Source organism: Bacillus sp. AC266 (assembly GCF_979253805.1).
Genome location: NZ_CEEDEC010000009.1, coordinates 1 through 14,266 on the forward strand (window position 1 = coordinate 1; position 14,266 = coordinate 14,266).

Here is a 14,266-nt window from a genome sequence, read left to right on the forward strand (position 1 = left end):
GGTCCGGTAGCACCAGTAGCGCCCGTGTTACCTCTAGGTCCGGTAGCACCAGTAGCGCCCGTGTTACCTCTAGGTCCGGTAGCGCCAGTAGCGCCCGTGTTACCTCTAGGTCCAGTAGGTCCAGTAGGTCCAGTAGGTCCTCTGCCGAACGAAGCTGAATTAACTAGAGTGGTTTGTAACTCTGCAATTAATTTAAGGAGTTCTTGGAGTGTACAAGGATCAATTCGGAATAACTTTGTAATGTAAAGTAAATAATTAATTAAAATTTGAAGTTCAACAAATACAGCACTTGCTACGAAGGTTGGATTTTTTAATATAGTTATTAAGTTTTTAATGATGGCTAATCCTTGTGCTTTCAGAGCGGAAGTAGTGTCTAGTGAACAGATGAATTTGCTTAGTAGGTGCAATGTATCTATTAGATTCTCAATGTTTTTGGGAGATGGATTGGCGAAAAGTTTAGGGATTATTTTTATTAAATCGTTAATGATTGCACGGAATGTTCTAATTTGCGCTTTAGTAATTGGAATCGTTGGGGTAGTTGGAATTCGTCCAGCGCTAGTTGGAAAGCATGGATTGGAGTATTTATTTTGATTGTCGTTAAAGCGAGACATTAAATCTCTCCTTTCTAATAAGAATGTGAACGAAACTCATCATAGTAGATGCAGAGAGTAGTTAAATGGTCATAGTGAAATGGATTCTTTCGAGAAAAAATAAAAAAAACGCCTTATTATAGGGCGTTTTTTTTATTTTCAGCATATTGATAATATCGCTTTAGTGAAATTTTTGATTTGAAGCCAACTAATTTTATGATTTCTGGCTCTGGGGTTTGTTTTTTTATTAGGCGTAAAATAAACGTGTTCCGGAAATGTTGTCCAGAAATGCCTTTACGTAAATTGGCTCTTGCTACTTCAAGTCGGATCATTTTTTGGATAGCGATTTCTGTTAGTGCTTTTGGTGCATCGTTTTCGTATACCCATCTGTATGTTCCGCGGTTAAAATCGAATGCAACAAACAACGGGTCATTACTATGGTATTTAGGACGAACTGGTTCTGGAATACTTTTATAATATGTGTACAGTTGTTTTTTGTCTTCGATTGCTAATGTGATTGTTCTTTCTACTCCTGCGGTTGCTGGAATAGAAAGTGTATTAGTTTCAAAATGAACGTGATGCATAGTTAATGCTGTAAGCTCTTGTAAGGATAGTCCGTAGTCGATTAATATACTTAAAATGGCGATATTACGATCCATTAATAATGGACGAACGGGACGTTGTTTTTCTGAAAGTCCTTCTAATGAAGTGACTATATGCTTTAATCTTTTTTCTTCATCGGATGAAATGAAATCTTCATTACGCAATGCACGGTTTGGTTGAATAGTAATTTCCATATCATTCAATGGATTTGGAATGTTAAGAAAATGATGCATTCTATTTAATACAATAAATACACGATGCATTGTTTTCTCAGAGTAGTGTCGATTCTTTTTTAAGTCTGAAAAGTAATCTTCATAGTCTTTTGTACAAAGTGTTGCCCATATATTACTGGAAGGGAGCTTTTTGTTTTTTTCTAACCAATGTCCAAAATCTTCAATGTCATAAACATAACGTTTAATGGTTGAAGACTTTCGGCCTTTATTCAATAAAAAAATAGAAAAGGCTTGTATTGTATCATGGAATTCCGTTGTTTCCATAGTCCCACCACCTTGATTATTTCTTATATTATAGCAAACTTTTCTGAAAATAGGCATTTGCAAGAGGGACTGGAATAATAATATTTGGTGAGTGGATAAAATGAGGTGATTGTATGGAGCAATCGATGCGTAAGAAAAATAACAATCAAATTAATATTGTATTAAACCATCGAAAGAAAATTTCGTTACCGGCATCAGAAAATAAAACGGTAATTTCAAGTGAAACCACTACTAAACATGAGATGTTGCAGAGAATTGAAGAAGAGATGGGAAAGCTTGTTGGGATGGATGAAATAAAAAAGATAATAAAAGAAATTTATGCTTGGATTTATGTAAATAAAAAAAGGCAAGAGATGGGGTTGAAATCTGAGAAGCAAGTGCTTCACATGTTATTTAGGGGGAATCCCGGTACTGGGAAGACAACCGTTGCTAGAATGATAGGGAAATTGTTGTTTGAGATGAATATTTTATCGAAGGGGCATTTAGTTGAAGCAGAACGTGCTGATCTTGTGGGGGAGTATATCGGTCATACAGCGCAAAAGACGAGAGATTTAATAAAAAAGGCCATGGGAGGTATTTTGTTTATTGATGAGGCGTATTCTTTAGCGCGGGGGGGAGAGAAGGATTTTGGGAAGGAAGCTATTGATACACTTGTGAAGCATATGGAAGATAAGCAGCACGGTTTTGTATTAATTTTAGCTGGATATTCAAGAGAGATGAATCATTTTCTTTCATTAAATCCAGGGTTACAATCTCGTTTTCCATTTATTATTGAATTTGCGGATTACTCGGTAAATCAGCTGTTGGAAATTGGAAAGAGAATGTATGAGGAGCGTGAATATCAGTTATCTAAAGAAGCGGAGTGGAAATTTCGAGATCATTTACATGCGGTAAAGTATTCGTCGCAAATTACATCGTTTAGTAATGGGCGATACGTACGGAATATTGTTGAAAAATCGATTCGTACACAAGCTATGCGATTGTTACAAGAGGATACGTATGATAAATATGATTTAATTGGGATATCAAGTATGGATTTAATGCTTGAAGAGGAGACGCACAGTACGTAAACTGTGCGTCTGTTTTTATGCATAAGTTCGTTTACTCTTTTTTTGCTTTTTCTTGGTGAGTTTTATGAAGACGTTCCATTTTAGCGCTCTTTTCGTGCGCTGAATTTGGATCATGTCCAAATTGGTTTACTGAGCTTTTTTGAGCTCCTTTATTAACATGGTTTGTCATTTGCATTCACCTCGCTTTAAAAATTAGTATAAACATTATGTAAAGAAAAACTCGTTAGAAAAGAAAAACCTCTTTACGATATGTAAAGAGGTTAGATTGCTATTTATGCATTGAGCGCTCCTTTGTATCGATGCGTCTATGCGGTAAATGCCATTTGTAATGAATAGAAACCATGCGGAAGCAAACAATTAAAATGAATAAGGTGTATAGAGCCCAATCGCTAACGATGACTTTAGCGCCAATCAAAAAACCGGCTAAAATCGTCCAAAACGCATATACATCAGCTCGAAGGACGAGAGGTTTTCTACGTGCTAAAAGATCACGAATAATACCGCCGCCAATGCCAGTTAAAACAGCAGCTACAATTGTAGCGCTAATTGGTAAATTTAATTTTTGGGCGTATAGAGCTCCTTGTACGGCGAACGCTGATAAGCCGATGGCATCTGTGATGTTTTCCCACTTTTTCCAATGCTTAATTAATTTATTAGGAAAAAGAAAAATGATCGTCATTGATAATAGTGCGATTTGGAATAACATGTCTTGTTGCCAAAACGCGACGATTGGATAACCGATTAATAAATTACGAAGGGCACCTCCCCCAAATGCGGTTGCCATTCCTAAAATATATACCCCGAAAATATCATAATCCTCTTCCATTGCAACAATGGCTCCGCTTAGTGCGAAAGCGATTGTGCCTATGATGCTAAAAATCTCCCATGCCATGAATTTTCTCCCCCGCTAACTAGATGAAATGTGCTTCCTCTGCTATTATATTAGAAGGTTTAAATTTCGAAAAGGATGAGTGAACATATTTGATGGAAGAAAAAGAAAAAATCATATTAGTTGGCTGTCAATTGCCACAAGATGATGATGAAAAATTTATGCATTCCATGAAAGAGCTTGCATCGCTAGCGAAAACTGCGCGAGCGGAAGTGTTAGTATCAACGACGCAAAAGCGCCCGAAGTTTCATCCGGCGACTTATATAGGAAAAGGTAAACTAGAAGAGCTTGCAGCGTTGACGGAAGAATTAGAACCAGCTGTTATTGTTTTTAATAATGAGTTAACACCAAGTCAAATTCGGAATTTATCTTCAGTATTAGATGCGAGAGTGATTGACCGAACGCAGTTAATACTAGATATTTTTGCGCAACGTGCGAAATCGAGAGAGGGTAAGCTTCAAGTAGAATTAGCTCAATTGCAATATACAATGCCGCGCCTTATGGGACAAGGTCTTGCTTTATCACGTCTTGGTGGTGGAATTGGTACAAGGGGACCAGGAGAGACGAAGCTTGAGACAGATCGTCGTCATATTCGATCTCGTATTGATGAAATAAAGAGACAACTTGCGGTTGTTGTGGAGCATCGAAAGAGATATCGTGAGAGAAGAAAAGATAATAAAGTGTTTCAAGTTGCGTTAATTGGGTATACAAATGCAGGGAAATCTACGTTGTTTAATAGATTAACGGAAGCTGATACGTTTGAAGAAAACTTATTGTTTGCAACGCTAGATCCGACGACAAGAAAGATGCCGTTACCTTCTGGTTATACAGTGCTTTTGACTGATACGGTTGGTTTTATACAAGATTTACCTACGTCACTAATTGCTGCTTTTCGATCTACGTTAGAAGAAGCTGGGGAAGCGGATGTTATTTTACATGTTGTTGATTCTGCAGATCCTAATTATGTAGGGCATGAGCAGACAGTAAAACAATTATTGTCGGACCTTGAAATTAATCATATTCCTATTATTACGTTATATAATAAAAAAGATAAATTGCATCAAAACTTCATTCCATTTCCGAAAAGTGATTTCTTAATGACTAGTGCTTTTGAAGAAAGTGATTTATTGCGTATAAAAGAAGCGCTAGAAACGAAGATGAAGGAAGAAATGAATGATTATCAAGTGGAAATCCCTCCGAGTGAAGGTAGGTTATTAACGCTTTTAAAGACAGAAACAATATTAACTAAAATGGAGTTTCTAGAAGATAAATTTGTATATGATTGTACAGGGTATATATTTGCTCATTCATCGCTTAAGGGGCAATTAAAGAGATTTTTAGTGGAAGAAGGAGAAAATAATGTTTGATCGTTTGAAAAATGGAGAAAAAATTGCTCCAATTGTAAAAGAAGTAGAAAGTCAAATTACAGAAGTACATAAACATGTGGATGAAGTGATTGAGAGTAACCAATTTCGTGTATTAGAAAGTTTTCGTAAACACAAAATTAGCGATTCGCATTTTATTCCGACGACAGGTTATGGTTATGATGATATTGGTCGTGACACGTTAGAAAAAGTGTATGCTGATGTATTTGGGGCAGAAGCGGGTCTTGTTCGTCCGCAAATTATTTCAGGTACTCACGCAATTTCGACAGCTCTATTCGGTATTTTACGTCCAGGAGATGAACTGCTATACATAACAGGAAAACCATATGATACGTTAGAAGAAATCGTTGGTGTACGCGGAAAAGGTGTAGGCTCATTTAAAGAATATAATATTGGTTATAACGCAGTTCCGTTAACTGAAGAGGGATTTGTGGACTTTGAAGCTGTTGCAGCTGCGATCCATAGTAATACGAAGATGATTGGTATTCAGCGTTCAAAAGGATATGCTACTCGTCCGTCGTTTACTGTTTCACAAATTAAAGAGATGATTGCGTTTGTGAAAGAGATTAAACCTGATGTTGTTGTATTTGTAGATAACTGCTATGGCGAATTTATTGAAGAAGAAGAGCCATGTCATGTTGGTGCGGACTTAATGGCAGGCTCTCTTATTAAGAATCCTGGCGGTGGAATTGTTAAAACTGGTGGTTACATTGTTGGTAAAGAGCAGTATGTTGAAGCATGTGCATATCGTCTAACATCTCCAGGAATCGGTGCGGAAGCAGGGGCATCTTTATACAGTTTGCAAGAAATGTATCAAGGTTTCTTCTTGGCGCCGCATGTAGCGGGACAAGCGCTAAAAGGTGCGATTTTTACAGCTGCATTTTTAGAAAAGTTAGGGATGAATACATCACCAGCTTGGAATGCACCAAGAACAGATTTAATTCAGTCTGTTCAATTTGATGATAAAGATCGTATGATTGCGTTCTGTCAAGCGATTCAATATGCATCTCCAATTAATTCTCATTTCACTCCATATGCAAACTATATGCCGGGTTATGAAGATGATGTAATTATGGCTGCGGGGACGTTTATTCAAGGTGCAAGTATTGAGCTGTCGGCTGATGGTCCGATTCGTCCGCCTTATGTTGCTTACGTGCAAGGTGGGTTAACTTATTCTCATGTAAAGATTGCGATTTGTTCTGCGATTGATGCGTTAATTGAAAAAAAACTATTAACAATTTCTTAAAGGAAAGCTGTCGATTTCGGCAGCTTTTTTCGTGTGAAAGTAATGATTTGTGCCATTAGAAAAAAATGAAAAAATCCACAAAAAATCATGTAAGAAAAGCTAACATCTATTGACACTAAACATAACATGGTATAAAATGAGAAACAGTTAAGGCGAAGGAGGAACTGAAACAATGAAAGAAGATAGACGTTCTGCTCCGCTGTTTCCAATTGGTATTGTAATGGATTTAACACAATTATCTGCACGTCAAATTCGCTACTATGAAGAGCATAATCTTATTTTTCCAACCCGTACAAAAGGGAATCGTAGATTATTTTCATTTAACGATGTAGATAAATTGTTGGAAATTAAAGATTTGTTAGATCAAGGCTTAAATATGGCCGGAATTAAACAAGTATTGCAAATGAAAGAAAATCAAACAGAAGCAGTGAAAGTAAAAGAAGAAACGAAAGAAATTTCAAAATCCGAGCTTCGCAAAATTCTTCGAGATGAACTACAACATACAGGTAGATTTAATCGGACCTCATTGCGACAAGGTGACATTTCAAGGTTTTTTCACTAAAGATAACTGATTCTGAAGGTGTTTAGAGGGACTAAGGAGGAATTTATAATGGCTAGGTACACAAAAGAAGATATTTTCCGTTTGGCGAAAGAAGAGAATGTAAAGTATATCCGTCTGCAATTTACGGACCTTTTAGGGGTAATTAAAAACGTAGAAATTCCAGTGAGCCAATTAACAAAAGCTCTTGATAACAAAATGATGTTTGATGGATCTTCTATTGAAGGTTTCGTACGTATTGAAGAATCTGATATGTATTTATATCCGGATTTAGATACTTGGGTAATTTTCCCTTGGACAGCTGAAAAAGGTAAAGTAGCTCGTTTAATCTGTGATATTTACAATGCTGATGGTACTCCGTTTGATGGCGACCCACGTAACAACTTAAAGCGTGTGTTAAAAGAAATGGAAGCATTAGGATTCTCAGATTTCAATCTTGGACCAGAGCCAGAATTCTTCCTATTTAAAGTTGATGAAAAAGGAAATCCAACATTAGAATTAAACGATAACGGTGGATACTTCGACCTTGCGCCGATGGATCTAGGGGAAAACTGTCGTCGTGATATCGTTCTTGAACTTGAAGAAATGGGCTTTGAAATTGAAGCATCTCACCATGAGGTTGCGCCAGGTCAACATGAAATTGACTTTAAATATGCAAATGCAATTCGCTCATGTGATGACATTCAAACATTCAAGCTTGTTGTAAGAACGATTGCTCGTAAACATGGTTTACACGCAACATTTATGCCGAAACCATTATACGGTGTGAACGGTTCAGGTATGCACTGTAACTTATCATTATTTAAAAATGGTGAGAATGTATTCTTCGATCAAAACGGTGATTTACAATTAAGTGATGATGCTCGTCACTTCATCGCAGGTATTTTAAAACACGCACCAGCATTTACAGCGGTAGCAAACCCAACTGTAAACTCTTACAAGCGTTTAGTACCTGGATATGAAGCACCTTGTTACGTAGCATGGTCTGCACAAAACCGTAGCCCATTAGTACGTATCCCTGCATCTCGCGGTATCAGTACACGCGTAGAAGTACGTAGTGTTGATCCAGCTGCAAACCCGTATTTAGTAATGGCTACATTATTAGCAGCAGGTCTTGATGGAATTAAAAACAAATTAACTCCGCCAGCTGCAGTAGATCGTAACATCTACGTAATGACAAAAGAAGAGCGCGAAGAAGCAGGTATCGTTGACTTACCAGCAACATTAGCGCAAGCGTTAGTTACTTTACAATCTAATGAAATCGTATGTGGCGCATTAGGTGATCATTTACTTGAGCACTTCATCGAAGCAAAAGAAATTGAGTGGGATATTTTCCGCACGCAAGTTCACCAATGGGAACGCGACCAATATATGTCTCTATACTAAGAGAGAAAAAAGCCCTAATACTACGGTATTAGGGCTTTTTCGTCATTTATCTACAGTGAAAAAACACGAATATTGTCGCATTTTTTTTAGTGTCATCAGGAAGTAATTTAGTGAAAATAATTTGTGTTGACTCGTTCTGTATAAAGAACTAAAATGGCATTAACTAGAAATGTTTGTATATTAAAAAGAATGAAAATATTGTTTTTTTCTTAAGTTTTCGATGTCAATTTCAAGTTGAAGCTCATTGGTTTTAAATGAGGAGGGAAGTTATGGATAAGGAAATAAATTTGAAAAATCTATTTACTATTATACGGAAAAGAATTTGGATCATTCTATTATTTACAACTCTCACAACAGTAGCAGGAGCGATGTATACTATATATGTAAAAACACCATTATATGCCTCTTCAGCAAGGGTTATTGTTCAAGCTAATGCTGAAACGATGAATACATTGAAAGCGATGGTAAATGAGCCTGTAATATTAGAAAAAGTGGCTGCTGAATTGAATATTAACAGATCTGCAGGTGCATTAAGTGGACAAATAAGTACAGAAAGTGTGCAAGGGTCCCAGATTATGAGAATAAATGTAGTGGATATAGATCCTGTGCTTGCTCATAAAATTGCAAATACTACAGCCGTTGTTTATAAGAAAGAAGTAGCGAATATACTGAATTTTAATAATGTGAGTATATTACCAGAAGACCCAGTTCAAAAACATTCTATGCCTATAAATATAAATCACTTTAAGACGATACTAATTGCATTCTCTATAGGTATGGTGCTCAGTATTGGATTCATTTTTTTATTGGATTCACTTGATGAGAGAATCAAATCGGAACGGCGAATTGAACAATTGTTAGATGTTCCTGTTTTGGGCGGAATATCTAAAATGAATAGAAAAAATGTGAAAGACAAATTCAGTAAAAAAAATACGGTATTATTGGGGGAGGGAACGGAGTGGCTTACAAAAATAGACGAAAAACAAATAAAGTTAAAGGAGAAAGTATAATTGTACATACCGCTCCAAGATCGAAAATTTCGGAGCAGTATCGTTCGCTTCGAACAAACCTTCAATTATCTTCATCTATTCATAAAAGCAGAACTATAGTTATTACTTCTCCGAGGTATGGTGAAGGAAAATCAACGATTACAGTTAATTTAGCAGTCTCAATAGCACAAAAAGGTGAAAAAGTATTGGTAATAGATGCAAATTTACGAACACCAACGATTCATGAAATGTTTGGAGTAGAAAATACAATTGGATTAATTGATATATTGAACGGAAAAACAACTTTAGAGGGCGCCGTGAAAAAAACAGAGATGGAAAGTCTGGATGTATTAACTAGCGGACCAGTACCATTTAATCCATCTGAAGTGCTTAGTTCAGATGCAATGGATATGTTAATTCAAAAGGCGCTGGAACGATACGATATTATATTATTTGATTCTTCTCCTGTACTAGAAGTAACGGATACGAGTGTATTGGCTGATAAATGTGAAGGTGTATTATTGGTGATCCGTTATAATCATACTGTGAATGAAGATGCGCTTGAAACGAAAAGGGCGTTAAGTTTTACGAAAAGTAGGATATTAGGTGCGATTTTGAATGGAAAAGTATAAATAACATAAATGTACTTTAGAAAAATGAATTTAATATCCTTATATCAGGATGTTCTTTATAAAGAATTTTTTAAAGGGATACGATGTGGTGATGTCTCCTTACCGCTATCAACGGAGGCACTCGATTATGCTGTGGGTTGTGAAAACAACCTTAGATGCGAGTCATCAAGAGTGTAATGTGAGGGAGGGTTAGATGCCCCTATTTTATTAAAGTTTCTAACTATGTGTTTTTAATAAAGAGAATATAGTTAGAAACTTTAAATTTGAAAGAGTTAAGTATGGAATTGATTAAAGGAGGAAGTTACATGACGTATCGACGGAGGATATCGTTATTGCTTTTAATGGATTCAATGATTGTGTTAAGTGCTATTTTCTTTAGTTATTTCTTTGTAAATGCTAGCTTTAGTGTTATCACTTTATCATCAATTATTAGCTCTATCACTCTATTAGTCAGTCATCATTTATTTGCTTTAATATATAAGTTGTATAATAAAGCTTGGGAATATGCAAGTATAGGAGAATTACTCATTATATGCAAAGTTGTTACATTTTCTATAATTGCTACAGCAGTTGTGCAGCAACTAATCATGCCAAAAATGTATTTTCGGCTGTTAGTTGTAACTTGGATGATTCATATTTTATTAATTGGTGGTTCACGTTTTATATGGAGAATGTACAGAGATATTTATTATGTAAAAAAGGGTGATAAAAAAAGAACGTTAATTGTTGGTGCGGGATCTGCTGGGACAATGGTTGCAAGGCAGTTGTTGAAGAATAGTGCCGCTGAATTAATGCCAGTCGCATTTATCGATGACAATGCAAAAAAACATAATCTTGATATTTGGGGTATTCCAGTAATTGGTGGTATGAATCAAATTGAGTACACTGTTAAAAAACTGAATATTGAAATAATTATTTTAGCAATTCCTTCATTAAACAAAAGAGAGCAAAATGTTATTTTGAAAAGATGTTTAAAAACAGAAGTGAAAACTCAAATTCTTCCGATGTTAGAAGACTTAGTAACGGGTAAAGTATCGGTGAACGAATTCAGAGATGTTCAAGTAGAAGATTTATTAGGGCGCGATCTTGTAGAACTTGATGTGGATGTTATTTCAGATTATATAACTAACAAAGTTATTTTAGTTACTGGTGCAGGAGGTTCAATTGGTTCGGAAATTTGTAGACAAATTGCAAAATTTAGGCCGAAAAAGTTGATTTTACTAGGGCATGGGGAGAATAGTATTTATTCTATAGAAATGGAATTAAACAGAAAATATGGAGATATGAAAGGCACGTTTATTCCTGAAATCGCAGATATACAAGATGAAAAAAAGATGAATTTAATAATGAATAAACATCTTCCAAATGTTGTATATCATGCAGCTGCACATAAACATGTACCACTAATGGAGAATAATCCTGAAGAGGCTGTTAAAAATAATTTGATTGGAACTATGAATGTATCAGAGGCAGCGAGAGCACATGGAGTAGGAACGTTTGTTATGATTTCCTCTGATAAAGCTGTGAACCCGACGAGTGTTATGGGAGCAACAAAGAAATTAGCTGAGATGGTAATTCAACATAAAGATAAAATAAGTCATACAAAGTTTGTTACTGTACGCTTTGGGAATGTCTTAGGAAGTAGAGGGAGTGTTATACCTTTATTTAAGAAGCAAATTCAAAATGGTGGACCAGTTACAGTTACTCATCCTGATATGGTTCGGTATTTTATGACAATCCCGGAAGCATCAAGACTCGTAGTGCAAGCTGGTGCTTTAGCTAAAGGTGGAGAGATTTTTGTATTGGATATGGGAGAACCAGTGAAAATAGTCGACCTTGCCAAAAATCTTATTCGATTATCAGGAAATTCTGTGGATGAAATAGGAATAGAATTTACTGGTATACGCCCAGGGGAGAAACTTTTTGAAGAATTACTAAAAGAAGATGAAATGAATGAAAAGCAAATTCATCCGAGGATTTACGTAGGACAAGAAATGAATGTTCGTATAGAAGAAATTGAAGAGTTTATTTCAAGTTATACAGATTTAAACGAAGTAGAATTAAGAAAACGATTGTTAAAGTTAGTAAATCAGCGTAAAACTTTAAAACTGTTAATACCTGTATCAGGTCAATAGAAAAAAATTATATAAGACGGGTGCGTGGGATGGTGTCTAAAAAAGTTCTGTTTTGTGCAACTGTAGATTATCATTTTAAGGCTTTTCATTTACCGTATTTGAAATGGTTTTCAGAACAAGGATGGGAAGTACATGTTGCAGCGAATGGGAATATACATCTTCCGTACGTAACTCGAAAATATAATATTCCTATTCAAAGGTCACCTCTTAGTATACAAAACATCCACGTATATAAAAAACTAAAATCAATTATTGATCAAAATAAATATCATATCATTCATTGTCATACGCCTATGGGAGGAGTAATTGCTCGTTTAGCTGCTCAGAAAGCCAGGCGGCAAGGAACGAAAGTCGTATATACAGCACATGGATTTCACTTTTGTAAAGGATCACCGTATATGAATTGGTTGCTTTATTATCCGATTGAAAGAATTCTAGCTTCTCATACGGATTGTCTAATAACAATTAACCAAGAAGATTATGATTTAGCAGTTAAACATCGCTTTCCAGTGAAAGATATTAAGCTAGTTCACGGTGTAGGAATAGATGTACAACGGTTTACTCCTGTAACTGAAATTGAGAAACGAGAATTAAAGCTACAATGTGGCTATAAATCACAAGATTTTTTAATGTTTTATGCTGCTGAATTTAATAAGAATAAAAATCAAAGCTTTTTAATCCGTGTATTAGCACAATTGAAAAATGAAATGCCACATGCGAAGCTTTTGCTTGCTGGAGAAGGACCGTTAATGGAAGAGTGCGAAAAAATAGCGACTCAACTAGGCGTGAGTAATATGGTTCACTTTCTTGGTTATAGGAATGATATAGCCTCTTTGTTACAGATGTCTGATCTTGCAGTTGCATCGAGTTACCGGGAAGGTTTACCAGTTAATATTATGGAAGCTATGGCTTGTGGACTTCCGGTTATCGCTACGGACAATCGGGGACATAGGGAGCTAATTATTAGTAATAAAAATGGTTGGATTATAGATCGTGATGATATAAAGACGATGTCTGAAAGAATAAATACTATTTCTAAAAATACTAAATTACAAGCTCAGTTTGGACAGTGTGGACGTACTATTATTACAAGTGAATATTCAGTTAATGAAGTGTTGAAAGAGAAAAAAGAAATTTATACAACATATATGGATGGAATGGAGGATTTAAATTGGGCACTCCATTGAGAGTATTACATGTAGTCGTAAATATGAATAGAGGCGGAGCCGAAACTTTAATTATGAATTTATATCGCAATATAGATCGTTCCAAAGTTCAATTTGATTTTTTAACATGTAAAGAAGGAGTGTTTGATGAAGAAATAGTAAAGTTGGGCGGAAAAGTTCATAGAATTCCATATGTTACGGATGTTGGTCATAGAGGCTATATAAAGGCATTAAATACCTTCTTTAGCTCTCATCCGCAATATAAAATCGTTCATTCACATATGGATAAAATGAGTGGATTGGTACTTCGTTCAGCTAAAAAAGCAAGGGTGCCAGTTAGGATTGCACATAGTCACAATACTAGTAGTGAAGGTGGTGCTACTGCAAAAATCTATAAATGGTATGCAGGAAAATCTATAGGTACATGTGCAACGCATTTGTTAGCATGCTCAAATGCAGCTGCGAGATGGTTATTTGCAGATAAAGCTGATACAGCCAAAATCTTAAAAAATGGAATTGATTGTGATAGATTTTTGTTCATTCCAGAAATGAGAAAACATGTAAGAGAAGAATTACAGCTTGAGCAAGACGCTCTTGTTATTGGCCATGTTGGAAGATTTGCTCATCAAAAAAATCATGCTTACCTTATAGAATTATTCGCGCAGTTAACTCGATTTAGGCCGAATTCAATTCTTTTATTAGCTGGCGAAGGGCCACTTCGTATGGAAATTGAAAATCAAGTGAGGGAATTAAATTTGGAGAAGCATATAATGTTTCTTGGGATACGAGCTGATATAGAAAGGATACTTCAAGCATTTGATGTATTTGTTTTTCCATCCATACATGAGGGATTGCCACTTACTCTCATAGAGGCGCAAGGAGTTGGTTTGCCTTGTATTATATCGGATGCTATTACGAAAGAAGTGGATTTGGGAATGAATCTAGTTGAACATGTTCCTCTAGCAGATAAAATGGCTTGGATAGAAAAAATGAAAAATATAGAAATTAGTAATTTTCCGAGGGAAATACCAGCTCAAGTATTTTGGGAGAAAGGCTACGATATAAAACATACGGCAGAATTAACTCAAGACTATTATTCCGTACTTTCGAGGTGAGTAA

The 14,266-nt window shown here is 35.7% G+C and carries 14 protein-coding genes; 10 read left to right on the forward strand and 4 right to left on the reverse strand.

Annotated features, from left to right (window positions below; genetic code table 11):
• Together AC0IXC_RS25955 and AC0IXC_RS25960 are read right to left on the reverse strand one after the other, a co-directional pair.
• Window positions 1-611 (reverse strand): collagen-like protein (locus tag AC0IXC_RS25955; RefSeq protein WP_431175666.1); only part of this gene is annotated, 611 nt, incomplete at its 3' end.
• A 116-nt stretch (window positions 612-727) separates the two neighbouring features.
• Window positions 728-1,690 carry a tyrosine-type recombinase/integrase gene (locus tag AC0IXC_RS25960; RefSeq protein ID WP_002128613.1) on the reverse strand — a complete coding sequence of 321 codons (963 nt, stop codon included), beginning with the start codon at window positions 1,688-1,690 and terminating at the stop codon, window positions 728-730.
• A 113-nt stretch (window positions 1,691-1,803) separates the two neighbouring features.
• On the opposite strand from AC0IXC_RS25960, the gene spoVK reads away from it, so the two are divergent.
• Window positions 1,804-2,760 carry a stage V sporulation protein K gene (gene spoVK / locus AC0IXC_RS25965; RefSeq protein WP_002014481.1) on the forward strand — a complete coding sequence of 319 codons (957 nt, stop codon included), beginning with the start codon at window positions 1,804-1,806 and terminating at the stop codon, window positions 2,758-2,760.
• A 31-nt stretch (window positions 2,761-2,791) separates the two neighbouring features.
• On the opposite strand, the gene AC0IXC_RS25970 is transcribed toward spoVK, so the two are convergent.
• The gene (locus AC0IXC_RS25970; protein ID WP_002087943.1) at window positions 2,792-2,929 is read right to left on the reverse strand and encodes a hypothetical protein; all 138 of its coding nucleotides are present in this window, start codon (window positions 2,927-2,929) and stop codon (window positions 2,792-2,794) included.
• A gap of 99 nt (window positions 2,930-3,028) precedes the next feature.
• The gene (locus tag AC0IXC_RS25975; protein ID WP_002014478.1) at window positions 3,029-3,652 is read right to left on the reverse strand and encodes a trimeric intracellular cation channel family protein; all 624 of its coding nucleotides are present in this window, start codon (window positions 3,650-3,652) and stop codon (window positions 3,029-3,031) included.
• 92 nt (window positions 3,653-3,744) lie between these two features.
• Between AC0IXC_RS25975 and hflX the strand changes: the two genes are divergently transcribed.
• The 9 genes from hflX to AC0IXC_RS26020 all read left to right on the forward strand — a co-directional run bounded on the left by hflX (window position 3,745) and on the right by AC0IXC_RS26020 (window position 14,262).
• A complete protein-coding gene (gene hflX / locus AC0IXC_RS25980) occupies window positions 3,745-5,016 on the forward strand; it encodes a GTPase HflX (RefSeq protein WP_002033471.1) in 1,272 nt (423 codons plus the stop codon).
• The gene (locus tag AC0IXC_RS25985) at window positions 5,009-6,280 is read left to right on the forward strand and encodes a methionine gamma-lyase family protein (protein ID WP_002142781.1); all 1,272 of its coding nucleotides are present in this window, start codon (window positions 5,009-5,011) and stop codon (window positions 6,278-6,280) included. The genes hflX and AC0IXC_RS25985 overlap by 8 nt, the downstream gene beginning before the upstream one ends.
• Before the next feature lie 172 nt (window positions 6,281-6,452).
• Entirely contained in the window at window positions 6,453-6,842 is a 390-nt protein-coding gene (gene glnR / locus AC0IXC_RS25990; RefSeq protein ID WP_002014475.1) for a transcriptional repressor GlnR, read from the forward strand.
• Between the two features lie 48 nt (window positions 6,843-6,890).
• A complete protein-coding gene (gene glnA / locus AC0IXC_RS25995) occupies window positions 6,891-8,225 on the forward strand; it encodes a type I glutamate--ammonia ligase (RefSeq protein ID WP_002014472.1) in 1,335 nt (444 codons plus the stop codon).
• 269 nt (window positions 8,226-8,494) lie between these two features.
• Window positions 8,495-9,235, forward strand: coding sequence for a YveK family protein (locus tag AC0IXC_RS26000; protein ID WP_215590085.1), 741 nt, complete (start codon window positions 8,495-8,497; stop codon window positions 9,233-9,235).
• The gene (locus AC0IXC_RS26005) at window positions 9,184-9,846 is read left to right on the forward strand and encodes a CpsD/CapB family tyrosine-protein kinase (protein ID WP_002128609.1); all 663 of its coding nucleotides are present in this window, start codon (window positions 9,184-9,186) and stop codon (window positions 9,844-9,846) included. Before AC0IXC_RS26000 ends, AC0IXC_RS26005 begins: the two co-directional genes overlap by 52 nt.
• A 305-nt stretch (window positions 9,847-10,151) precedes the next feature.
• Complete coding sequence (locus AC0IXC_RS26010; protein WP_215590084.1) at window positions 10,152-11,981, forward strand: polysaccharide biosynthesis protein; 1,830 nt, start codon at window positions 10,152-10,154, stop codon at window positions 11,979-11,981.
• A gap of 29 nt (window positions 11,982-12,010) precedes the next feature.
• A complete protein-coding gene (locus AC0IXC_RS26015) occupies window positions 12,011-13,168 on the forward strand; it encodes a glycosyltransferase family 4 protein (protein WP_471653555.1) in 1,158 nt (385 codons plus the stop codon).
• Entirely contained in the window at window positions 13,153-14,262 is a 1,110-nt protein-coding gene (locus AC0IXC_RS26020; RefSeq protein ID WP_215590082.1) for a glycosyltransferase family 1 protein, read from the forward strand. Before AC0IXC_RS26015 ends, AC0IXC_RS26020 begins: the two co-directional genes overlap by 16 nt.
• The last annotated feature ends 4 nt before the right edge of the window (window positions 14,263-14,266 follow it).

Coding starts and splice junctions, on each gene's coding strand:
- AC0IXC_RS25985 (WP_002142781.1), top strand. CDS start 5,009: ATGTTTGATCGTTTGAAAAATGGAGAAAAAATTGCTCCAATTGTAAAA.
- AC0IXC_RS25975 (WP_002014478.1), bottom strand. CDS start 3,652: ATGGCATGGGAGATTTTTAGCATCATAGGCACAATCGCTTTCGCACTA.
- hflX (WP_002033471.1), top strand. CDS start 3,745: ATGGAAGAAAAAGAAAAAATCATATTAGTTGGCTGTCAATTGCCACAA.
- glnR (WP_002014475.1), top strand. CDS start 6,453: ATGAAAGAAGATAGACGTTCTGCTCCGCTGTTTCCAATTGGTATTGTA.
- AC0IXC_RS25970 (WP_002087943.1), bottom strand. CDS start 2,929: ATGACAAACCATGTTAATAAAGGAGCTCAAAAAAGCTCAGTAAACCAA.
- AC0IXC_RS26000 (WP_215590085.1), top strand. CDS start 8,495: ATGGATAAGGAAATAAATTTGAAAAATCTATTTACTATTATACGGAAA.
- AC0IXC_RS26010 (WP_215590084.1), top strand. CDS start 10,152: ATGACGTATCGACGGAGGATATCGTTATTGCTTTTAATGGATTCAATG.
- glnA (WP_002014472.1), top strand. CDS start 6,891: ATGGCTAGGTACACAAAAGAAGATATTTTCCGTTTGGCGAAAGAAGAG.
- AC0IXC_RS25960 (WP_002128613.1), bottom strand. CDS start 1,690: ATGGAAACAACGGAATTCCATGATACAATACAAGCCTTTTCTATTTTT.
- spoVK (WP_002014481.1), top strand. CDS start 1,804: ATGGAGCAATCGATGCGTAAGAAAAATAACAATCAAATTAATATTGTA.
- AC0IXC_RS26015 (WP_471653555.1), top strand. CDS start 12,011: ATGGTGTCTAAAAAAGTTCTGTTTTGTGCAACTGTAGATTATCATTTT.